The following is a 21,975-nucleotide window of genomic DNA, read 5'->3' on the forward strand; positions in this document are numbered from 1 at the left end:
CGCTACCGGGGCGGGCACCGGACGCCCCCATGCGACAATGGCCGCCCCCACGCTTTCCCCAGCCGCTCCGCGCGGCCCGCCGTCGTCCCGATGTCCAACACCGCTTCCCGTATCGCTACCGCCTCCCCTCGCATCGCGCTGGGGGGGATCGGCCTGGCCGCGATCGGCGCCATCGCTGCTTCCGGCAAGGCGATCATCGTCAAGCTCGGTCTGCGCCATGGCGTGGATGCCACCACCTTGCTCGCCCTGCGCATGCTGATGGCGCTGCCCCTGTTCGCGTTGATGGCCGTGTGGGCCGCGCGGCGGGCCGAGCCGCTGTCCTGGGCTGACCGCGCCCGCGTGCTGTGGCTGGGGTTCACCGGCTACTACCTGTCCAGCCTGCTCGACTTCCAGGGGCTGCAGTACATCAGCGTGACCCTGGAACGGCTGATCCTGTACTTGAACCCGACCCTGGTACTGCTGATCAACGTGCTGCTGGCGCGCCAGCGACCGGGCCGCTGGCAGATCGGCGCGCTGGTGCTGAGCTACCTGGGCGTGCTGCTGGCCTTCGGCCATGACCTGCAGCGCGAGGGTGGGCAGATCATCGTCGGCAGCCTGCTGGTGCTGGGCAGCGCGCTCAGCTATGCGCTGTACCTGTTCGGCAGTGGGCAGGTGGTCGCGCGCATCGGTGCGGTGCGGCTGACCGCCTACGCCAGCTGCGTGGCCAGCGTGCTGGTGCTGCTGCATTTCGCGGTGACCCATCCGCTGCCACTGCTGTGGCAGGCACCGGCGCCGGTGCAGTGGTTGTCGCTGGTCAATGCCACCGTGTGCACGGTGCTGCCGGTGCTGGCGATCATGCTGGCAGTGCAGCGCGTGGGTTCGTCGCTGGCCGCGCAGGTCGGTATGCTGGGCCCTGTTTCCACGATCGTGATGAGCCTATGGCTGCTCGACGAACCGATGGGGCCGGCGCAGATCGCCGGCACCGTGCTGGTGCTGATCGGCGTTCTGCTGGTGACCCGCCTGCGGCGCTGACGCCGGAGCAGGCGCGTGCGCGCATCCTGGCGGTGATCCGCGCGATCCCGGCGGGGCAGGTGATGGGCTACGGCCAGGTGGCGATGCGTGCGGGCCTGCCCGGGCGTGCACGCCTGACCGCGCGTATCCTCGGCCAGAACGACGACCCGGACCTGCCCTGGCACCGCGTGCTGCGCTCGGATGGGCGCATTGCCATGGAAGAAGGGTCGGCCGGCTGGCGCGAGCAGTCACAGCGGTTGCGCGCCGAGGGCGTGCGGGTGGAGAACGGCCGGGTACGGATGCCGGCGACCGATCCGGCGGCGGCGCTGGACGCGGCCGTGTGGGGCCCGGGCTGAGCATCGCTGGCGACTGAACAGGCCAGACCCGCGGGTCGCCAACAAGACACGATGCTGCGGCTATGATGGAGGCCGTTCCATGCCGGTGCTCCCATGTTCCCGCGACTGCCAACCGTCACCAAGGCCCTGCTGATCGCCAACGCGATCCTGTTCCTGCTGCAGCAGCCGTTCCTGCTCGGCATGCAGACCTTCGAGCCGTTCATGCTGCAGCCGTTGCAGCAGGGCTTCGACGCATTCTCGCCGGGCGGCAACTTCCAGCCCTGGCAGCTGCTGACCTACGGCTTCCTGCATGGCAGCTTCGGCCATCTGTTCTTCAACATGCTGGCGGTCTTCATGTTCGGCGCGCCGCTGGAGCAGACCTGGGGCGAAAAGCGCTTCCTGCTGTACTACCTGGTGTGCGTGGCCGGCGCCGGCGTCTGCCAGCTGCTGGTGGGTACGCTGCTGGAAAACCCGGCCACGGTGCTGGGTGCTTCCGGCGGCGTGTTCGGCCTGCTGCTGGCCTACGGCATGCTGTTCCCCAACCAGCGGGTGATGCTGCTGTTCCCGCCGATCCCGATGAAGGCGCGTACCTTCGTGATCCTGTTCGGCGTGGGCGAGCTGGTGCTGGGCATGACCGGCTGGCAGCCGGGCGTGGCCCACTTCGCGCACCTCGGCGGCATGCTGTTCGGCTGGTTGCTGATCCGCTACTGGCGTGGGCAGCCGCCGTTCAACAAGCGCCGCCCGCCCGGCCCACCGAAGCGCCCGAACCATCTGCGCAGCGTGAAGTGAGGCGCGATGCGCCTCGCTTCACGCGGGTAGGTGCCAACCTTGGTTGGCACGCTTTAGATGGGATCATTTGACGCGGTAGGTGCCAACCTTGGTCGGCACACCTTGTCCCACGCGGGTAGGTGCCAACCTTGGTTGGCACGCTTTGAATGGGATCATTTGACGCGGTAGGTGCCGACCGTTGGTCGGCACGCCTCTACAGATCCCGCAACACCACCTGCGCGGCATTGTGCCCGGGCGCACCGGTGACGCCTCCACCGGGATGGGTGCCCGAACCGCACAGATACAGGCCGGGCAGGGCGCCGCGATAGCCGGCCTGGCCGACCATCGGCCGTGCCGAGAACAACTGGTTGGCACTGAGTGCACCGTGGAAAATGTCGCCACCGATCAGGCCGAAGATCCGTTCAAGATCCAGCGGTGACAGCACCTGGCGGCCCAGCACGCTGCCGGCGAACCCAGGCGCATAGCGTTCGACGGTGGCGATCATCAGGTCGGCCACGGTCTCGCGGTGATCATCCCAATGGCGGCCCTCGGGCAACACCGGTGCCACGTGCTGGCAGAACAGGCTGGCCACATGCTGCCCGGGCGGCGCCAGCGAATCGTCCAGCGTGCTGGGGATCAGCATCTCCACGATCGGTTCGTGCGACCAGCCGTCGCGGCGCGCGTCCAGCCAGGCGCGGTCCATGTAGTCCAGGCTGGGTGCCATGATGATGCCGGCGCTGAGGTGATCGCCGGGGCCGGGCAGGGCGCTGAAATCCGGCAGCCGCGACAGCGCCAGGTTCATCCGGAACGTGCCCGAACCGCAGCGCCAGTTCGCCATGCGTTCGCGCGTTGCGTTGGGTACCTGTGCCGGTTCCAGCAATTGTTCGTACAGCAGCTTCGGATTGACGTTGGCGACCACCGCGCGTGCGCGCAGGATCTCGCCGTTGGCCAGTTCCACACCCACCGCGCGGCCCTGTTCAATCCGCACGCGCTGTACACCGGTCTCCACGCGCAGTTCCGCACCGGCCTCGCGTGCCGAGGCCGCAATCGCCTGGCTGATCGCGCCCATGCCGCCGATCGCGTGGCCCCATGCACCTTTCACACCATTGCACTGGCCGAATACGTGGTGCAGCAGTACGTAGGCACTGCCCGGTGTATACGGGCTTGCGTAGTTGCCGACGATGCCATCGAAGCCGAACAGCGCCTTGATCGGCTCGCTCTCGAACCAGCGATCCAGGTACTCGGCCGCCGACAGCGTGAACAGGTCCAGCAGTTCCTGCCGCAGCGAGGCATCCAGCGTCGCCAGTTCACGACCGAGACGGCCCATCTGCCACAGGGCGGGCAGGGCACGCCAACCGCCTGCTGCACCCAGGTCCGGCGGCGTGCGCAGGGCCCATGCGCGCAGTACGTCGGCGAAAATCCCCAGGCGTGCCTCGTACGCGGGCAAGCGCTGCGCATCCCGCTCGGAGAACTTCGCCACCTCGGCCTGGGTGCGGCCTGGCGCGGACAACAGGTGGCGGCCGTCCGGCAACGGCAGGAAGTTGTTGGCCGGACGCGCGACGATGCGCAGCCCATGCGCATGCAGCTGCAGGTCGTCGATCACCTTCGGCTGCAGCAATGACACCGTGTACGACGCCACCGAGTTGCGGAAGCCGGGATGGAATTCCTCGGTGACTGCGGCACCGCCGAGAACGCCACGACGTTCCAGCACCAGTACCTTCTTTCCAGCGTGCGCCAGATAGGCCGCGCAGACCAGGCCGTTGTGGCCACCGCCAACGACGATCGCATCCCAGGTCATCAGCACCTCGCGAAAAGGGGACGGAGGGGATTAAGTCGCAATCTGCATCTGCACACAGGGGTGGGGAGAAACGACTTAATCCCCTCCGTCCCCTTTTTTGATTGCCGCTTCGATGGTGGCGATGTCGATCTTCTTCATCGGCATCATCGCGTTGAAGGCGCGCTTGGCCAATGCCTTGTCATTGCTGGTCACCGCTTCGATCAGCATGCGCGGGCTGATCTGCCAGGAGATGCCCCAGCGGTCCTTGCACCAGCCGCATTGGCTCTCCTGGCCACCGTTGCCGACGATCGCATTCCACAGGCGGTCGGTCTCGGCCTGGTCCTCGGTCTGGATCTGGAAGGAGAAGGCTTCGCTGTGCTTGAACGCGGTACCGCCGTTGAGGCCGACGCAGGGGATGCCGCAGACCGTGAACTCGACCGTCAGCACGTTGCCTTCCTTGCCATCCGGGAAATCACCCGGGGCGTGATGCACGGCGGTCACCGCGCTGTCGGGCAGGATGCTGGCGTAGAAGGTGGCGGCCTCGAGCGCGCCGTTGTCGTACCAGACACAGATCGTGTTCTTGTGTGCCATGTCGGGGCTCCGCGATGGACGAAGCCGCAGCGATAGCACGGGCGGTGTTAACCCGGGATCGTGCTGCACCCGCAAAAAAGGGCGCCCGAAGGCGCCCTCTGCATTACGGGTACTGTGGTTGGCTCAGCGCCAGACCTTGATCTGGTCGGCTTCGCTGCGCTGCATCGGCTGGCCGGCCTTGCAGCTGAAGGTGGCACCGAAGGCCGGCAGATTGGCCAGCGTGCCATTGCTGCGCCACAGGCCCGGCGCGCGGATGTCGGCGGTCAGGCGGCGCACCGCTTCGTTCGGCGACAGCTGCTGTGCCCACAGGGTCGACCAGGCGCGGAAGAAGCCCTGCTGCTGCGCCTGCTTGGCCTTCGGCTCCTGCGCGGTATAGGCCGCCCAGGCCAGCTCCAGGCCGGCGATGTCGGCCAGGTTCTCTTCCTGGGTGAGCGTGCCGTTGACCTTGGCACCCTTCACGCCCGGGAAGTCGTAGGCGCTGTACTGCGCGGTCACGCGGTTGCCGAGCAGGGTCCAGGCGGTCTTGTCGGCCGGGGTCCACCAGCTGCGCAGTTCGCCCTTGGCGTCGACCAGCGCGCCCTTGGCGTCGATCGCACGGGTCAGCTCATGGCCGACCAGGCCACCGAAGCTGCCGAACTTGTCGGCGGCGTCGGCCTTGGCGTTGAACACCGGGCCCTGCAGGATCGCGGCGGTGACGATCAGGCGGTTCTGTGCCAGGTCGTAGGCCAGCGACGGCTGCTGCGGCAGCACATCCCAGCGGCGGTCGGCGTTGCCCTTGCCGATGCGCTTCATTTCCTCGCGGTGGCGCCAGGTCGAAGCGATCAGCATGTTGCCGCCGAACGAGCCGCGGCCCATCGGCTGCACGCTGTAGTCGAGGTCGCGCAGCGGCGTGCCGATCTCGATCTTCAGCGCGGCCAGCTTGGCCTGCGCTTCGGTCTTGGCTTCGGCGCTCATCCAGCTGTTGTTCTTGACCGCCTCGATCTGCACTTCGCGCAGCTTGTCGACGATCCACGCCGCCTGGCGACGGTCTTCGGCCGACAGGTAACGGGCCGCATATTCACGGCCGACCATCGGGCCGGCGGCCACGTTGATCGCGTCCAGCACATCCTCCCAGCGCTGCGGCGGCAGGGTTTCGCCGCGCAGCACGCGGCCACGGAACTCAAATTCTGCGTCGCGGTAGGCCTTGGACAGGTACGGCGCCATCGAGTCGCCCACGCGCCAGCGCAGGTAGGCCTTCCACTGGTCCGGCTTGAGCTTGGTGACCATGCCATCGAGCTGCTTGAACAGGCCCGGGTCGGCCAGCGAGACCAGGTCGTCGTCCACGCCCTGTGCCTTCAGGAACGCGTCCAGCTGCAGGTTGCGGTAACGGCTGTTGAGCTCCTTGGTGGAGATCGGCGCGTAGTTGTTGAACGGGTTGTTGATGCCGGCCAGCGACTGCGCATTGCGCGCCAGCTCGGTCTCCAGCGCGATGACCGACTGCGACTCTGCATCCAGCTTGGCCGCCGGGGTGCCGGTCAGCGCCAGGATCTGCTTGACGTAGTTGCGGTAGCGGCCCATCAGCGCCACGGTGTCGGCGTCGGTGCGGGTATAGAACGCCGGATCCGGCAGGCCCATGCCGCCCTGCATGAAGTAACCGATGTGGCGGTCCAGTGCCTTCAGGTCGACGTCCGGGCCGAAGTTGAAGGCGACCGGGATGCCGACCTGGTGCAGCGCGGCGATCGAGGCCGGCACATCCTTGGCCTTCTTGATGGCGTTGATGCGGGTCAGCAGCGGCGCGATCGGGTTGGAACCGTCCGCTTCCACGGCGGCTTCGTCCAGGCCGCTGGCCCAGAAGTCGCCCAGCAGCTTCTGCACGTTGCCCTGCGGCGACTTCATCGCGGCGTCGAGCAGTTCGCGCTGCTGCTGGCGGCTGCGGTCGACCAGCTGGCCGAGCGCGGTGGTGGCACCGGTCTGCGGCACCGGGTTGGCCTTCAGCCAGCCTGCATTGGTGGCGTCGTAGAAGTCGCTGCACTGGGCGCTGACGGCCGGGGCGCGCGCGGCCTTCTTCTTGGCGGCGGCGAACGCATCGTGGGTCGGGACCAGGGTCGCCAGGCTGATGCCCAGGGCGATGGCAAGCGGACGGAAATTGGGCATGTGGAACGAATCCGTGATGGATTGAGGGCGCGCGCACTATAGCAAGCCGCGCATCGACGCGGCATGCACGCATCACGCTGCTTTCGCCGACCAGGGTCGGCCGCTACCGGGGAGTGCCGAGATCAGTAGATCCACGCCATGCGTGGATGAAAAACACCCCGGAAAAACAAAGGCCCGGGAATTCCCGGGCCTTTGCAGGTCTGCCGCAGCGTCAGCCGTGGCTTACCAGATCACCACCTGCTGCTCGCCGGTGCGGGCCATCGGCGAACCGGCCTTGCACTGGAACGCGGCAGCGAAGGTCGGCAGGTTCGACGGCGCACCCATGGCGCGGAACTGCGCCGGGGCGTGCGGGTCGGTGGCCAGGCGGACCTTGGCGTTTTCCGGGGTGTACTTGGTGCGCCACACGGTGGCCCAGTTGAAGAAGAAGCGCTGGTCGCGGGTGAAGCCGTCGACCTTCGCATCTTCCTTGCCGGCGGTGGCCTTCTGCAGGGCGTCGTAGGCGGTGGCCAGGCCGCCCAGGTCGGCGATGTTCTCGCCCAGGGTCAAGTGGCCGTTCACTGCCTGGCCGTCGACCTTGTACTGGTCGAACTGCTTGACCAGCTTGCCGGTGAGGCCTTCGAAGTTCTTCTTGTCGGCCGGGGTCCACCAGTCTTCCAGGTTGCCGGTCGGCCCGAAGCGTGCGCCCTGGTCGTCGTAACCGTGGGTCATCTCATGGCCGATCACCGCACCGATGCCGCCATAGTTCAGCGCGTCGTCGGCCTTCGGATCGAAGAACGGCGGCTGCAGGATGGCGGCCGGGAACACGATCTCGTTCTGCAGCGGGTTGTAGTAGGCGTTGACGGTCTGCGGGGTCATGCCCCACTCGGTCTTGTCCACCGGCTTGCCGATCTTGGACAGGTTGAACTTGTAGTTGAACTCGTTGGCCGCGCGCACGTTGCCCAGGTAGCTGTCGCGCTGGGTCTGCAGGCCCGACCAGTCACGCCACTTGTCCGGGTAACCGATCTTCGGGGTGAAGGTTTCCCACTTGGCGATGGCCTTGGCCTTGGTTTCCTCGCTCATCCAGCTCAGGCCCTGGATGCGGTCCTTCAGCGAGGCGGCCAGGTTCTTCACCAGTTCTTCCATCTTCGCCTTGGCTTCCGGCGAGAAGGCAACCTTCACGTACAGCTGGCCGAAGGCTTCACCGGCATCGTTTTCGATGGTGCCCAGCACGCGCTTCCAGCGCGGCTTCTGCTCCTTCTGGCCGTTGAGGGTCTTGCCGTAGAACTCGTAGTTCTCCTGCACGAAGGCGTCCGCGAGGTACGGCGAGGCGCTGTCCACGGTGTGGAAGCGCAGGTAGGCGCGCCACACCGACGGATCGGTGTCGGCCAGCGACTTGCTCACTTCCTCATGGAAGGCCGGCATGGCCAGCGAGAACTTCTCCGGCGCGGCCACGCCCTGCGACTTGAAGAACTCGGTCCAGCTGAAGTTCGGGGTCAGCTTGTCGGCGTCGGCCAGGGTGACCGGGTTGTAGTACAGCTCGACGTTGCGCGACAGCTCCACGCGCGACTTGGAGGCCTTGGCCAGGCGGGTTTCGAACTTGACCACGTCCTCGGCCTGCTTGGCCGCATCGGCCGCGGCCACGCCGGACAGTTCCAGCACCTTGGCGACGTGCGCCTGGTAGGCCTTCAGCTTGTCGGCGTTCTTGGCATCGGTGTAGTAGGTGGTATCCGGCAGGCCCAGGCCGCCCTGGCTGGCATAGGCCATGTTCACGGCGGAGTTCTTGAAGTCCGCTTCGGCGCCGAAGCCGAACAGGATGTTGTCACCCTTGGCGGCGCTGGTGCGCAGGTAGTTGGCGATGGCCGCCTTGTCCTGCAGGCCGTCGATCGCAGCCAGGTCGGCCTTCAGCGGCTCGATGCCCTGGGCATTGATCTTGGCTTCGTCCATGCCGGTGGCCCACAGGTCGCCGACGATCTTCTCGATGTGGTTCGGGGTCTTGACCTGCGCGACCTGTTCGGCCAGCTGGTGCTGCACGGCCACCGAGCGCTCGTCGAGGATGGTGAACGCGCCCCAGCTGGTGCGGTCGCCCGGGATCTCATTGGCGGCCAGCCACTTGCTGTTGACGTAGTCGCCGAAGGCGGTGCAGGCGTCCTTGGTGGTGTCCAGGTCGCTCGGCTGGAAGGCGTTGTAGGCCGGCAGCTTGCTGTCGTCCAGCTTGTAGGTAGTGGCTTCGGCGGTGGCCGGGGCGGGGGTCGCGGCATCCTTGGCCGGGGTTTCGTTCTTGCCGCAGCCGGCCAGCACGGCCGACACGGCCAGGCTGAGCAGGACGATCTTGGGAGTGCGCGTCATCACTATTCTTGGCCTCCAGGCCGAGTGAGTCAGGGAGTAGCCGCAGGTACGGCCGTGGGCCGAACGATACGCCGCCGGCCTGGCCTGCAAGGGTGTCGAAGGTCATGGCCGGGCGCAAGGGCCAGAACGTGCAAGGGCGCCCGATGGGCGCCCCTGCAGGAAGCGGTGCGGCTTACAGGCCGCCGCCGCCGCAGCCCTTGCCCAGGTAGTCGTCGATCAGCCTGAGCTGGTCGCCCATGATCGCGCGGGTCCAGGCGGGACCATGCGCGTAGTCGGCGATGGCGTGGAACTCGACCGGCTGGCCCGAACTCCTGGCCTTGTTCACGAACCACTCCGACTGCTCGATCGGCACCGTGCGGTCGCGGTCACCGTGGTAGACCATCAACGGAATCTTCATTTCGCCGGCCTTGTCGACCGGATTGAGGCCGGCCACGGTCGGCGCCTGGGCCTGGCGGAAGAACGGGTTGGTATAGAAGCGCGACCAGATCTTCTTGATGTCCGAGACGCCGGCACCGGCGATGGCGCACTTGTACAGGCCATTGGGACGCACCGAAGCCGCGAACGCCGAGTAGCCGCCATAGGAGAAGCCGAACATGGCGATGTGGCCGGGCTGGGCGATCTTCTGGTCGATCATCCACTGCGCGCCATCGTCCTTGTCGTCCTGCATCTTCTGGCCCCATTCGGCATCACCGGCCATCCACAGCTTGCGGCCCCAGTCGGCCGAGCCGCGGAACTGTGGGCGCAGCACCGCCATGCAACGCGATGCCATCAGGGGGACCCACATCGAGCCATCGAAGTCCATGCCGTCGCGTGCCCACGGGCCGCCGTGCGGATGCACAACGGCTTTCCAGGGACCGGCACCGCACAGCTCGGTGTTGGGCGTGGTCAGGAACGCCGGAATGTCCAGCCCGTCGCGTGCCTTGTAGTAGACCAGCCGGGTGGTGCCCAGCGCGGCTGGCTGGATCTGCGGATAGGTCTTGGCCAGCAGGGTCAGCTTGCCGTCGTGCAGCAGGTGATACTCGGGCGGGTTGGAAGGGCCGGAGGTGGCGACCAGCACATTGGAAAGATCGGCGGTGTAATCGACGATGCGGTAGCTCAGGCCGGTATCGTAGTTGGCGGTGTAGCGCTGGCCGTTCGCGGTATCGACCATCGCCAGCGGCTCCTGGCGGATGCCAAGTGCCTGGCGCAGCCCCTGGTCCAGTGCCTTCATGCGCGGGGAGGTCCACTGGATGTCGTCACCGCGCGGACCGGCATAGCCGATTCCCATGATCTCGCCGAAGGGTACTGCACCGCTCCGGTGGCGGTTGATCAGCATCGAGCTGGCGTTGAACAGCTTGTGCTCGAACAGCACTTCCTTCTGCTTGCGCGCCGCGATGTCGTACTCGTAGACGATCGCCTTGTCGCGACCGACGTTGCTGAGTACGAACGCGATGTTCGGATCATCGGCAAAGCCGATCACCTGGTTGACGTCGCGGTTCTTCACGTAGGAGCGGAAATGCTCCTCCCAGGCACCGTTGGCAGGCGAACGGAACTCGGTAGCGACGTAGGCGCCGGTACCGTCGACGTCCTGCCGCAGGCGGGCGCGCAGTTCACTGTCGAGGTCGGTGATATAGCCCGCCACGCGCTCTTCGGTCTTCTGGATGCGCTGGGAGGTGAAGTTGCGCAGGTCGACCTTGTAGACGTCACCGGAACTGCTGCCCGAACCGTTGACCACCAGAATGTGGTCGGGATCGTTGGGCAGGGTGTCGAGCACCGTGGCGTTGGCCAGTGCCTGCTCGAGTTCTTCGCTGCGGCTGGTCGCGCGTGGCGGCGTGATCGGCTCCTTCCACTGCTTGCCTTCGATGTCGGTGATGAAGAACTTGCTGACGAAGGTCTTGGTCACCCGGTCGGCGCGCAGGTCATAGGGCTGCCACAGCACGACGGCCAGCTGTCCGTTCTTGATGAACGAAACGCTCTGGAACTTCATGCGGTTGGCGCCGATCACCGTCGGCGGCTTGTCCAGTGCGTCGGTTCGCCACACTACGATCACGCGCTCTTCGCCATCGGCGCGAAGGCCGGCGATATGTCGCCCATCCGGCGACAACGACAGGCTGGAGATGGCCGGGAAGGCGGCCATCTGTTCGATGGTGGGCGCCGCAGGCTTGGCATGCAGCAACGGTGAAAGGCTGGCCAGGGCAGCCAGCAGCAGGGCTCGCTTCATTGCAACCTCGGAATGCGTTGGCACCGGTCAGCGGAAAATCCGGTGCCTGAAATGGAACCGCCGCCCAGAAGGGCGGCGGTTGCAGGGGGTTGGATCAGAACGAACGCGTGATGTTCAGGAAGTAGCTGCGACCGAAGTAGTCGAAGCCGCTGTACAGCAGCGCGTTGCCGACGGTGCTGTAGACACCCTGCGAGATGGTCGGCGGCTTGCGGTTGGCGAAGTTGCGCACGCCACCGGTAACCGACCACTTGTCCGCTTCATACTTGACCGAGAAGGCCTGCAGGAAGTAGTTCGGGGTGTACAGCTTGTACGCCGAGGTGGCCGGGTCGAAGTCACCCGGGTTGCGCTCCTCGTAGTACGCGTAGCTGTCCATCTTGTCGATCCAGTCCAGGCCGTAACGCACCTGCCAGTTCTTCCACTTGTAGCTCAGGTCCAGCGAGGCGGTGTTTTCCGGACGCGACAGCATGCCGTTGTAATCCACCAGCGGATCGTCGGCGAAGACCTTGCTGGCCTGTTCCAGGTAATGGGTGAACTGCAACGTGGTGCGCAGGGTGCCCGGGCCGATTTCACGGACATAGCGGGTGGTGAAGTCCATGCCCCGAACCTTGTCGGTGGACAGGTTGATGAAGCCGTTGGTCACCACCAGCTGGTTGTTGACCGGGTTGCGGGCCACCAGACGGCACAGGCCCGAGCCGGCGGCGAAGTCGGCACTGCCGCTGTCGTAGCAGCGCGACAGGATGTTCGCGCCGCCAGCGCTGTCGACGCCGTTCTTCACTTCGATGTCGAAGTAGTCAGCCGCGAAGGACAGGTCACCGAAGCCGCTGCCGAATTCCGGCTGGATCACCACGCCCAGGGTCTTGGCCTTGGAGGTTTCGGCTTCCAGGCCGGCCTCGGCACCGCCCTGGGTGACCACGGTCACGCCCTGGGTGGCCAGGTAGTCCGGTGCCAGGCCCAGCGATGCGCAGTTCTGGTAGCGCGGCGAGCTCGGGTTGCGATCACCGTACTCGTTGCAGGGGTCGGCGCTGCTGCTCAGGAAGCCGGTGGTGCCGCCCAGGAACTGTTCGAACAGGGCCGGTGCGCGGTAGGAGGTGCCGTACGAAGCACGGAACGACAGCCACTTCACCGGGGTCCAGAGCGCGCCGATCTTGTAGGTCTCATCCGAGCCGTAGGACTTGTAGTCGGTATAACGGCCGGACAGGTTGACCGTCAGTTCCTCGGCAGCGGTGACGCCGGACAGCAGCGGCAGTTCCAGTTCGCCGTAGGCTTCGAACACCGAGTCCGAACCGCGGGTCGGAGTGGCGTTGGTCAGGTTGTACAGGTCGGCATTGATCGAGTACGGCGAGGGCGTGTCGTCGATGCGGGCCTTGCGGTACTCGACGCCGAACGCACCACCGGCCGAGCCGTACGGCATGTCGAACAGCGGGCCGTTGACGTTGAAGTTGACCGTGGTTTCCTTGTACAGCGTGTTGCCGGTGACCGGCACGAACACCCAGTCCTTCCAGTCCTGCGGCAGCTTGCCACCGATGGTGTTGGTGTTCAGCGCCGGTGCGGCGATGCAGCCGTTGGAACTGTCGCGGCAGACATAGCCACCGGCACCGTTGGAGACCACATCCAGGCTCTGGCGCAGGCGGCTGGTCAGGAAGCTCTCGAAGGTGTAGTCGGCGTCGCTGCGCGAGTGCATGACGTTGAAGTCATAGTTCCACTCCGAGCTCAGGTGACCACGCAGGCCGGCGTTGAAGCGCAGGAAATCGACGTTCTGCTTGTTGGTGTCGTTGCCGAAACCGATGAACGCACGCACGCCCAGGTTCTTGCCGCTGGTCTGGTCGGTGGGTGCGCCGGCAACGCTGTCACGCAGGTTGGCCGGGATCAGCGGGCTGCCCACAGCATAGTCCAGGGTCAACTGGCGATAGCCGGTCTGGGTCGACTTGCGCTTGTTGCCCAGGAACTCGTAGTACAGCTCGGCATCGCCCAGCGCGTTGAGGTCGAAGCCGCCCTGCAGGTACAGGGTGTGGGTCTTGGTCGGCGAGATCAGCGACTCGTTGCGCATCGCCGGGTCGAAGGTGTCGCGGGTGTTCAGGTCCACGCCTTCGTAGCCCACCAGGCCGGTGGTGATGGCTGCGTTCGGGCGCCAGCGGTTGAAGCGGGTGCCGGAGCCGCCCGGGGCCGCAACACCGGTACGGGTGTTGGTGCCGATGGTGTTCAGCGTGGTGCCGCCGGCATCGAGCGACCAGCACTTCGGCTTGCCGGTCAGCGGGTCGATGAAGTCGCCGCTGCCCCAATAGTTGCCTGCGTCGATGTCGCGGTACATGTCGGTCGGGCAACCGCCGGCCCAGCTGCGATCAGCCAGGGTCAGTTCGTTGCGGGTGTAGTACTCATAGGAGCCGGAGAAGTGCGAGCGCTCGCCGGTGGCACCGAACATGATGGAGTAACGGCGCTCTTCACCGCCGCCGCCATCGGTGGCGTTGTGCTGTGCTTCGAAGGTGACGCCGTCGACCTTCTTCTTGGTGATGATGTTGATTACGCCGGCAACGGCGTCGGAGCCATAGATCGAGGACGCACCGTCCTTCAGGATTTCGACGCGGTCGACGATCGAGTTCGGCAGCACGTTGAGGTCGGTCGAACCCACCGAGCCGCGGGTACCGGCCGGCGACACGCGGCGGCCGTTGAGCAGGATCAGGGTGCGGGTCGGGCCGAGGCCGCGCAGGCCCAGGGTGTTGGCGCCGGGGCCACCGTCGGTGACGTAGCCGCCATAGGCGTTGTTGATCTGCGCCGCGCCAGCGGTGACTGCCGTGCTCTGCAGGGCCGCCGTGGTCGAGTTGAAGCCGGCCAGGGTGGTTTCTTCACGGGTCACAACCTGCACCGGCGAGACCGAGTTGAACACGTCGCGGCTGATGCGCGAACCGGTGACGGTCACCGTATCGAGATTGGTGGCCTTGGACTTGGATGCCTCTTCGGTGGTCTGGGTTGAACCCGAGGCGTCCTGTGCGATCGCCGGGGCGGCTGCAGCGAGCAGCACGGCGGAGGCGAGGGCGAAGCTCAGCGGATGCTTGCTGAGCGACTTGCGATTGATCATCTGAAATCCCCTTGAATCGAATGATTGCGTCGTACACCGGGACAGGTCCTTGCCGGCGTCTCCGTGTGCCCCTTGCCCGGTGTCGGCAGCGTGCTGCCACCCGGCGCTGGTACCGGCTTCACGTGCCGATGACTCGAGATTAACACGGCATTAACCGAGCCTGTCAAACGTTCACGAAGTAGTCATGTTTTTATGGGTTTCTTGCCGTTCAAGCGCGGGAAGTCAGCTTGTTTCAAGTGCAAATTATTGATTTGTAATAAATTGTTTCATTGTGTGTCTTTTCTGTCTGGATGGTGAATGCGGCTTGAGGTGGCGCCGTTGCCCCAAAAAAAAGGCCCCGCCGAAGCGGGGCCTGGTCCAGACACGGAGTCCGGAGTACGACGGGATTAGAAGTCGTACTTGACCTGGGCCGAGATCTGACGGCCGTAGACGCTGTAGAAGCCGTCGTTGAACGGGGTCGATTCGTTGCCCGGGTAGTTGTAGCGCTGGCCTTCCGGCAGCTTGTTGAACACGTTGTTGACCATCAGCGACAGGGTCAGATCGTCCTGCGCCTGGTAGTTCAGGCTCATGTTGTACGTGGTGTACGAGCCCCACTTGCCGGCCTTGGCGCCGGAGGAGTGGACGTAGTCATAGCTGCGGCCGGTGTAGGCCAGGTAGTTCGGGGTGCTGCCGACGTAGTTGGCGTACACGGTGGTGGTGAACTTGGAGATGGCCCAGCCCACCGACACGTCGCCACGGACCTTGGCGAAGTTGTCGTAGTACCACATGTTGTACGGATCGCTCAGCAGGTCCAGCTTCTGCGCACCCGGCAGGGCCACCACTTCACGCTTCAGCATGTTGGTGTAGTTGCCGGAGAACATCAGCGAACCGAAGCGGCCCAGGTCCTGCTGGTACTTGGCACCGACGGTCACCGCTTCCAGGTTCTGGCTGGCCACGTTGAGCTTCGGGGTGTACACGCGGGTCAGGTTGCCACCGGCGTCGCGGGTCACCCAGTCGGTCACGTTCTGGCAGCTGGCCGAGGTGTTGTTCGGCAGGCCGTTGTGGCACTGGTACTCGGCCAGCAGCAGCTGATCGGTGCTCAGCGTCTTGACCTCGTTCTTGATCTTCCAGTTGTAGTAGTCGACCGACAGCGAGAAGTTGCTGACCGGGGCCCACACCACGCCTGCGCTCCACACGTCGGCGGTGATCGGCTTCAGGTCCGGGTTGCCGGACTTTTCGCTGTACACCGAGGTGGTCTTGTAGAACGAGCAGGCTTCGTCACGCAGGGCGTAACCCATCTGGCTGCAGCGGTAGTAATCGTTCTGGCCGGAGGCGAACGAGCCGCTCATGCCCTGGAAGGCATCGGACAGGGTCGGCGCGCGGAACGCGGTGCCGTACTTGCCGCGCAGCAGCAGGCTTTCAACCGGGCGGTATTCCAGGCCGATGCTGTAGGTGGCCTTGTCGACGGTCTTGTCGGCGATCTTGAAGGCGTCATAGCGGCCCGAGGCGCTGATGGTCAGCGATTCGAACACCGGCATGCGCAGTTCGCTGGTCACCGCGTAGTTGCTGCGGTGGCCGGCACCGGCCACGGCGCTGGCGCCCCAGGCGTTGCCATCGATGAAGGCCTGGTCGGGCGAGTAGTCCCAACCTTCGCTGCCGCCTTCCAGCACGACGGCCAGGCCGGCGTCGCCGCCCGGCAGGGAGAACAGCGAACCGTTGGTTACCTGCACGCGACCCAGGTTCTGCCAGGTCTTGCTGCGGTGGGTGCCATAGCCGGTGAAGCTGGCGAACTGGTCCGGGGTGATCGGCGAATAGAACGCGGCGTAGTTCGGGTTGTAGATGCCGAAACCATCAGCGGTGGTGCCCAGGCGCGGGCCCAGCACGGTGTCGCCGAAGAAGCCTTCGATCTTGTCCTTCCAGCGCGCGAAGCGGTTCTGGTCCAGGCGGTATTCGCCGCGGGTGAAGCTGGCGCTGTAGTCCCAGTCGCCGACCATGCCCTTGCCGCCCAGGGTGACCTGGTAGGAACGGCTCTCATCGGAGTTCAGGATGTTGTTGTAGTGGCCCGGGCCGATTTCTTCCGGCGCGAACGCGCGCTGCAGGTTCACGACCTTGCCCAGGCCCTGGTCGTAGAAGCCGCCCATCACCGACTTGGTGCCCCACCACAGGGCGCTGGAGCCGGAGGTGAACTCGGTCTTTTCCTTGCTGTACAGCACGTCGGCGAACAGCTGGAAGTTGTCGTTCACGTCGAAGGTCATCGACGAGTAGAACTGGCCGCTGTTCTTGCCGTTCTTCAGGGTCTTGTAGCCGGCGCTGTACACCGAGCCGCACGATTCGCCCGATGCACGCTTGCCGACGGTGGTGGTGCCGTCGTACAGGCCTGCCACGTTGGCGCAGCGGGTCGGGTCCATCATGTACAGCTTGTTGTCGGCGTTGCCGATGACGGCAAAGTCGTTCGACGGCAGCTGCGCGGTGTAGCCGACCGGGTTGTTCTGCTTGGTGATGTCACGCTGGTAGCCCCAGATCGGGCTGCCGTTTTCGATCTGCACGTTGACCAGCGCGTGGAAGCGGTCGTCGAACGCGTTGAAGCCCTTGGCGGCGCTGAAGCGGATGTTGCTGCCACCACCTTCGGTGTAGGTGCCGCCACGGATCGACATCGTGCCGCCGTCCATGCGTTCCTTCAGGATGATGTTGACCACGCCGGCGATCGCGTCCGAACCGTACAGCGACGACTGGCCGCCCGGCAGGACTTCGATGCGCTCGACGATGTCGATCGGGATGCCGCTGATGTTGTTGAACGACTCGCTGCCGTTGTACAGCGCCGGATACGAGAGCATCGGGCGGCCGTTGATCAGGTACTTGGTGTAACCCGGGTTCAGGCCGAACATGCCGGCGGCTTCGGCGCCCTGGGTGAACGCACCCGAGGTCTGGCCGCCCTGCAGGCCGCCGGTGGTCAGCGACGACTGCTGCAGCACTTCAGCAACGCTGCTGAAGCCGCGGGTCTGGATGTCTTCGGCGGTGATGGACATCACCGGGGTCTGGGTTTCAACCTGGGTCTGCGGGATCAGCGAACCGGTGACGGTGATCTTGTCCAGGTTGGTCGCCTTGTCCTGGGCCATTGCCGGGGCGGCGGCCATCAGAGCGGAAATCAGGGCGACGGCGAGCGTGTTGCGACGTGCGGTATTGCTGACGTGTTTCATGTAGTTCCATTGAAGAGCAAAAACAAAAACGGCACTGCGCATGCGCCATCGCGCGGGCCGGAACAACCGGCTCCACAGCTCAAAACAGTGCTTGTCGAACGTAACATGAACTTAACAATCTGTGCACGAATCTGTCGCAATCCTGAATTTCAGTCAGGTTACGTCCAGCTTGTATGATGTCGGGTTATCCCCCTGACCCCGCCGGTGCTCGTTGTGAACAGTTCTCCCCGCCGTCCCCATGTCAGCCAGGTCCAGAAGGGACTTACGCCGCATGCCCGCATCCGCAACGTGATCGCGGTCGGTTCGGGCAAGGGCGGCGTCGGCAAGTCCACCACCTCGGTGAACCTGGCCGTGGCGCTGCAGCAGCTCGGCGCGCGCGTGGGCGTGCTCGACGCCGACATCTATGGCCCCAGCGTGCCGGCCATGCTGGGCCTGTCCGGCCGCCCGGAAAGCCCGGACAACAAGAGCATCGAGCCGCTGCGTGCGTTCGGCGTGGACACCATGTCCATCGGCTACCTGATCGAAGAGGACACGCCGATGATCTGGCGTGGCCCGATGGCCACCTCGGCGATGACGCAGCTGTTCAACGATACCCTGTGGGACGACCTGGATTTCCTGCTGATCGACCTGCCGCCGGGCACCGGTGACATCCAGCTGACCCTGACCCAGAAGATTCCGCTGGCCGGTGCAGTGATCGTCACCACGCCGCAGGACATCGCCACGCTGGATGCGAAGAAGGCGTTGAAGATGTTCGAGAAGGTCGAGGTGCCGGTGCTGGGCATCGTCGAGAACATGGCCGTGCACACCTGCAGCAGCTGCGGGCACATCGAGCACCTGTTCGGCGAGGGCGGTGGCGAGCGCATGGCCGCGCAGTACGGCGTGCCGCTGCTGGGTTCGCTGCCGCTGCAGATCGGCATCCGTGAACAGGGCGATGCAGGCACCCCGATCACCGTCGCCCAGCCGGATTCGGCGCCGGCCCAGGCCTACCGCCATGCCGCACAGCGCCTGATCGAGGAAGTCGGCAAGCGCCCACGGGCCTCGATCCCGATCCTGTCGTCGCTGTTGTAAGTGCGGGTGCAGGGGCCGCCGGCCGAGGCCGGGCCCCTGCTAGAATCCTCGCGCCCCCTCGTACCCCCAGGACAAAGCATGAGCATCAAGAGTGACCGTTGGATCCGCCGCATGTCCGAGCAGCACGGCATGATCGAGCCGTTCGAGGCCGGGCAGGTGAAGCAGGCCAACGGCCAGCGGATCGTCAGCTATGGCACGTCCAGCTATGGCTACGACGTGCGCTGCTCGCGCGAGTTCAAGGTGTTCACCAACATCAACTCGACGATTGTCGACCCCAAGCACTTCGACTCGGGCAGCTTCGTCGACATCACCGCCGACGAGTGCATCATCCCGCCGAACAGCTTCGCGCTGGCGCGTACCGTCGAGTACTTCCGCATCCCGCGCGATACCCTGGTGGTGTGCCTGGGCAAGAGCACCTACGCGCGCTGTGGCATCATCGTCAACGTGACGCCGCTGGAGCCGGAATGGGAAGGCCACGTCACCCTGGAATTCAGCAACACCACGCCGCTGCCGGCGCGCATCTACGCCAACGAAGGCGTGGCGCAGATGCTGTTCTTCCAGGCGGCTGCCGATGACGTCTGCGAGACGTCGTACCGAGACCGTGGCGGCAAGTACCAGGGCCAGACCGGCGTGACCCTGCCGCGGACCTGATCGCTTGCATCACCACCCATCGAAAACGCCGGGGCATACCCGGCGTTTTCGTTTCTGGCGCGTGCCCGGGCATGGCCGGGCACTGCCTTATTTGCCGCGACCGAACAGCATCGCGATGCCGACACCCACCAGGGCCACCGGCCACCAGGTCAGCAGCAGCTTGGACAGGTTCAGGTGCGTCCAGCCGAGATTGCTGGCGAGCATGAACAGGCCGATCAGGATCAGCAGGACGGCGGCAACGAGGTTGAATCGCATCGGGTCGGCGAAGGCTCAGGACTGGGCCGGATATCCTAGCCGTTCCTTCCAGTAGGCGACATGCTGGTCCAGCGCCGCCGGCTCGTAACGGTGCGCCGGGCCGCTGCCCCAGACCGGGCCCGGCCAGGCCGGATCACCGTCATGGCGGCCGATGACATGGAAGTGCAGCTGGCGCACGATGTTGCCCAGCGCCCCGATGTTGATCTTTTCCACCCCGTCGGAGCCCTTCAGGGCCTTGCAGGCGCGGTTGAGCTCGGTGCGCAGCTTGTCCTGCTGCTCGCCGTCCAGCTCGATCCACTCGGTCACCCCGGCCAGGCGCGGTACCAGCACCAGCCAGGGGAATCGTTCGTCGTTCATCAGCCGCACTTGCGACAACGGTCCTTCCGCCACCAGCACGCTATCGGTGGCCAGGCGTGAATCGAGTTCGAATTCGCTCATCCAAGATGCTCCGAGAAGAAGTCCAGGGTGCGTTGCAGCGCCAGGGCGGCGCTGTCTGGATCATACGCATGTCCGACCTCCCGGTTGAAGGCGTGGTCGGCCGGGTAGACATAGGTGGCCATCTGCGGCAGCTTCTCACGGTGGGCCTGGACCGCTTCCGGCGGGATGCTGCGGTCCTGGGCACCGAAGTGGAAGATCACCGGGGCCTTGGGCATTTCGTCGAGGAACTGCACGTTGCGCGCACCGTAGTAGCTGACCGACGGCAGCCCCAGGCGCACTGCGGACAGCATCGCCACCGTGCCGCCCCAGCAGTAGCCGACGGTGCCGACCTTGCCGTAGGGGGCCAGCCGGGTGGCCGCCGCGCGCACGACCTCCAGCGGCCGTTCCATGCCCAGCGCACCGACCCGCTCCAGGCCCTGCTTCACGCCCTCGGCGTCGTAGGGCAGCGCGTCCGGATCGGCGTCGGCGCCGTCGAGCAGGTCGAAGAACGAGGGCGCCAGCACCGCATAGCCTTCAGCCGCGAAGCGCTCGGCCACGCTGCGGATGTGCGGATTGGCGCCGAAAATTTCCTGCACCACCACCAGGCCGCCGCGCGCGGTGCCTTCCGGCAGGGCCTGCCAGGCCCGTACCGGGCCGTGATGCGTATCCAGGGTGATCCACTCGGCCATCGTCATCTTCCTCGTTGCTGGGAACAGAGCTGCATTGTCGGTGCTGCGCCGGTTAGCGCGGCGTCAGCGGCTGTGCCGGATCGGGCGGCTGCGGGCGTGCCGCAGTGCGTTCCCAAGGCGGTGCAGAGGGCTGTTTCTGCATTGACCGGTGCACACCCGCAGCCTAGGCTTTCAGCCACGATGACATACAAGCCTCCGGCGCGAGCCGGGGGCTTTTTTGTTGTCCGCGTGTTGCCGATCGCAACACGCAACTGGTGGCTGTGACGGGCCAGCCACGATGACCCACTGCAGGCAGCCCCGAGCCTGATCACCCCGAACCCCAGCCGCCGCAAGGCGGCTTTTTCATTTCCAGGAGATTCAACACCATGTCCATCAATCAAGCCATTTCCGCCCAGGACTCCGCGCTGTACGTGAAGGCCGGCACCGCCCCGACCGCGCCGAACAACCCGGCCGGCTATACCGAAATCGACGGCCTGACGGCCTTCCCGTTCGGCCGCGGCCAGGCCAACACCCTTGATGCCACCAACCTGCGTTCCAAGCAGATGGAGAACATCGCGGGTCTGTCCGGCGGCCAGGCCGTGCAGGTGTCCGGCCACCGCTGGCCGGTCGGCAGCTCGGCAGGCCAGGAGATCCTGCGCGACGCTGATCCGGATGCCGACCTGCATTTCCTGATGGTGCTGCCCACCGGCGATGCGGCCACCTTCGTCGCCAAGGTCGCCGCCTTCAACGTGGCCCCGGGTACCAACCAGGTGCTGACCTTCACTGCGGACCTGCTGCCGCGTGAGTTCGCGCTGGTCACCGTGGCCGCTGGCGGCACCCCGTGATGCTGTTGGGCAAGCAGCAGATCCTGGACGCGCAGGATCGCCGGCACGAGGACGTCGCCGTACCCGAATGGGGCGGCAGCGTGCGCGTGGCGATGATGTCGGCCCGTGACCGTGATCGCTGGGAGCAGGACACCTATGGCGGTGACACGCCCAAGGTGGATGACTTCCGTGCGCGATTCGTCGGCCTGTGCCTGGTCGATGAAATGGGCGAGCGCCTGTTCTCCGACCATGAGGTGGCCCAGCTGGGTACCAAATCGGCCGCGGCGCTGGATCGCGTGTTCCGTGTCGCACAGACGCTCAATGCGCTCGGCGATGCGGCCGTGGGAGAGCTGGAAAAAAACTGATCCGCCGGCCTGAGCGCCGGCTTCAGTTCCGGATCGCGTGGAGGCTTGGCCTCCCGCATCCGGACCACCTGCTGGCGGGAGTGACCTCCCGCCAGCTCTCGGAGATGTATGCGTTCGCACGCCTGGAGCCGCTGGACCAGCCCTTGCAGGGGATGCTCGCCCAGCTGACCAGCGTGCTGGCGCAGGTGCATGGCAATACGACCACTGCCGAAGACTTCCTGCTGGTGCGTCCCCGCACTTCGCCGGAGAAGGCGGCAAAGGAGCGCTCGCAGCAGCTGCTGGAACTGTTCGGCAGCGCATCGCGACGCAACGCTGCGGCGTGATTCCGGGCGGGGCAGGGCAGTGCTTCTCCGATGTGT

Annotated in this window: 18 protein-coding genes; 8 read left to right on the forward strand and 10 right to left on the reverse strand. The window is 65.6% G+C overall.

Annotated elements, in window-relative coordinates; translation table 11 throughout:
• Positions 1–90: 90 nt before the first annotated feature.
• The 3 genes from BKE09_RS18010 to BKE09_RS18020 all read left to right on the forward strand — a co-directional run bounded on the left by BKE09_RS18010 (position 91) and on the right by BKE09_RS18020 (position 2,114).
• Complete coding sequence (locus BKE09_RS18010) at positions 91–1,011, forward strand: DMT family transporter (RefSeq protein WP_075677048.1); 921 nt, start codon at positions 91–93, stop codon at positions 1,009–1,011.
• Positions 1,008–1,346 (forward strand): MGMT family protein, encoded by a 339-nt coding sequence (locus BKE09_RS18015; RefSeq protein WP_223224586.1) that lies wholly within the window; start codon positions 1,008–1,010, stop codon positions 1,344–1,346. Before BKE09_RS18010 ends, BKE09_RS18015 begins: the two co-directional genes overlap by 4 nt.
• 93 nt (positions 1,347–1,439) lie before the next feature.
• Entirely contained in the window at positions 1,440–2,114 is a 675-nt protein-coding gene (locus BKE09_RS18020; RefSeq protein WP_005410509.1) for a rhomboid family intramembrane serine protease, read from the forward strand.
• A 193-nt stretch (positions 2,115–2,307) separates the two neighbouring features.
• Here BKE09_RS18020 and BKE09_RS18025 read toward each other — a convergent pair whose 3' ends face one another.
• The 7 genes from BKE09_RS18025 to BKE09_RS18055 form a co-directional block, all read right to left on the reverse strand.
• The gene (locus BKE09_RS18025; RefSeq protein WP_075677365.1) at positions 2,308–3,891 is read right to left on the reverse strand and encodes an NAD(P)/FAD-dependent oxidoreductase; all 1,584 of its coding nucleotides are present in this window, start codon (positions 3,889–3,891) and stop codon (positions 2,308–2,310) included.
• A gap of 75 nt (positions 3,892–3,966) precedes the next feature.
• Positions 3,967–4,461 carry a VOC family protein gene (locus tag BKE09_RS18030; RefSeq protein ID WP_075677049.1) on the reverse strand — a complete coding sequence of 165 codons (495 nt, stop codon included), beginning with the start codon at positions 4,459–4,461 and terminating at the stop codon, positions 3,967–3,969.
• A 123-nt stretch (positions 4,462–4,584) separates the two neighbouring features.
• The gene (locus tag BKE09_RS18035; RefSeq protein ID WP_075677051.1) at positions 4,585–6,594 is read right to left on the reverse strand and encodes a M13 family metallopeptidase; all 2,010 of its coding nucleotides are present in this window, start codon (positions 6,592–6,594) and stop codon (positions 4,585–4,587) included.
• Between the two features lie 222 nt (positions 6,595–6,816).
• A complete protein-coding gene (locus BKE09_RS18040; RefSeq protein WP_075677053.1) occupies positions 6,817–8,919 on the reverse strand; it encodes a M13-type metalloendopeptidase in 2,103 nt (700 codons plus the stop codon).
• A 172-nt stretch (positions 8,920–9,091) separates the two neighbouring features.
• Positions 9,092–11,119: a prolyl oligopeptidase family serine peptidase gene (locus BKE09_RS18045; RefSeq protein ID WP_075677055.1), complete on the reverse strand. Its 2,028-nt coding sequence runs from the start codon at positions 11,117–11,119 to the stop codon at positions 9,092–9,094.
• Positions 11,120–11,213: 94 nt separating this feature from the next.
• On the reverse strand, positions 11,214–14,192 hold the full coding sequence (locus tag BKE09_RS18050) for a TonB-dependent receptor (RefSeq protein WP_075677057.1): 2,979 nt from the start codon (positions 14,190–14,192) through the stop codon (positions 11,214–11,216).
• Positions 14,193–14,578: 386 nt separating this feature from the next.
• The gene (locus BKE09_RS18055; protein ID WP_075677059.1) at positions 14,579–17,368 is read right to left on the reverse strand and encodes a TonB-dependent receptor; all 2,790 of its coding nucleotides are present in this window, start codon (positions 17,366–17,368) and stop codon (positions 14,579–14,581) included.
• A gap of 213 nt (positions 17,369–17,581) precedes the next feature.
• Between BKE09_RS18055 and apbC the strand changes: the two genes are divergently transcribed.
• On the forward strand, positions 17,582–18,436 hold the full coding sequence (gene apbC / locus BKE09_RS18060) for an iron-sulfur cluster carrier protein ApbC (protein ID WP_042359268.1): 855 nt from the start codon (positions 17,582–17,584) through the stop codon (positions 18,434–18,436).
• A 78-nt stretch (positions 18,437–18,514) separates the two neighbouring features.
• Positions 18,515–19,087 carry a dCTP deaminase gene (gene dcd / locus BKE09_RS18065; RefSeq protein ID WP_014037995.1) on the forward strand — a complete coding sequence of 191 codons (573 nt, stop codon included), beginning with the start codon at positions 18,515–18,517 and terminating at the stop codon, positions 19,085–19,087.
• A gap of 87 nt (positions 19,088–19,174) precedes the next feature.
• Here the strand turns inward: dcd and BKE09_RS23550 are convergent, their stop codons facing one another.
• The 3 genes from BKE09_RS23550 to BKE09_RS18075 are packed head-to-tail and all read right to left on the reverse strand — an operon-like array spanning position 19,175 to position 20,448.
• Entirely contained in the window at positions 19,175–19,342 is a 168-nt protein-coding gene (locus BKE09_RS23550) for a DUF5668 domain-containing protein (protein ID WP_005418011.1), read from the reverse strand.
• Positions 19,343–19,357: 15 nt separating this feature from the next.
• Entirely contained in the window at positions 19,358–19,780 is a 423-nt protein-coding gene (locus tag BKE09_RS18070; protein ID WP_014037994.1) for an HIT family protein, read from the reverse strand.
• On the reverse strand, positions 19,777–20,448 hold the full coding sequence (locus BKE09_RS18075) for a dienelactone hydrolase family protein (protein WP_075677061.1): 672 nt from the start codon (positions 20,446–20,448) through the stop codon (positions 19,777–19,779). Before BKE09_RS18075 ends, BKE09_RS18070 begins: the two co-directional genes overlap by 4 nt.
• Positions 20,449–20,813: 365 nt before the next feature.
• Between BKE09_RS18075 and BKE09_RS18080 the strand changes: the two genes are divergently transcribed.
• From BKE09_RS18080 to BKE09_RS18090, 3 genes are all read left to right on the forward strand, one after another.
• On the forward strand, positions 20,814–21,272 hold the full coding sequence (locus tag BKE09_RS18080; protein ID WP_014037992.1) for a hypothetical protein: 459 nt from the start codon (positions 20,814–20,816) through the stop codon (positions 21,270–21,272).
• The gene (locus BKE09_RS18085; protein ID WP_075677063.1) at positions 21,272–21,616 is read left to right on the forward strand and encodes a hypothetical protein; all 345 of its coding nucleotides are present in this window, start codon (positions 21,272–21,274) and stop codon (positions 21,614–21,616) included. The genes BKE09_RS18080 and BKE09_RS18085 overlap by 1 nt, the downstream gene beginning before the upstream one ends.
• An 80-nt stretch (positions 21,617–21,696) precedes the next feature.
• Positions 21,697–21,939, forward strand: a complete 243-nt coding sequence (locus BKE09_RS18090; RefSeq protein ID WP_233490795.1) for a hypothetical protein — start codon at positions 21,697–21,699, stop codon at positions 21,937–21,939.
• Positions 21,940–21,975: the final 36 nt, after the last annotated feature.

The sequence above is a fragment of the Stenotrophomonas sp. TD3 genome (assembly GCF_001939825.1).
Classification (GTDB): Bacteria; Pseudomonadota; Gammaproteobacteria; order Xanthomonadales; family Xanthomonadaceae; genus Stenotrophomonas.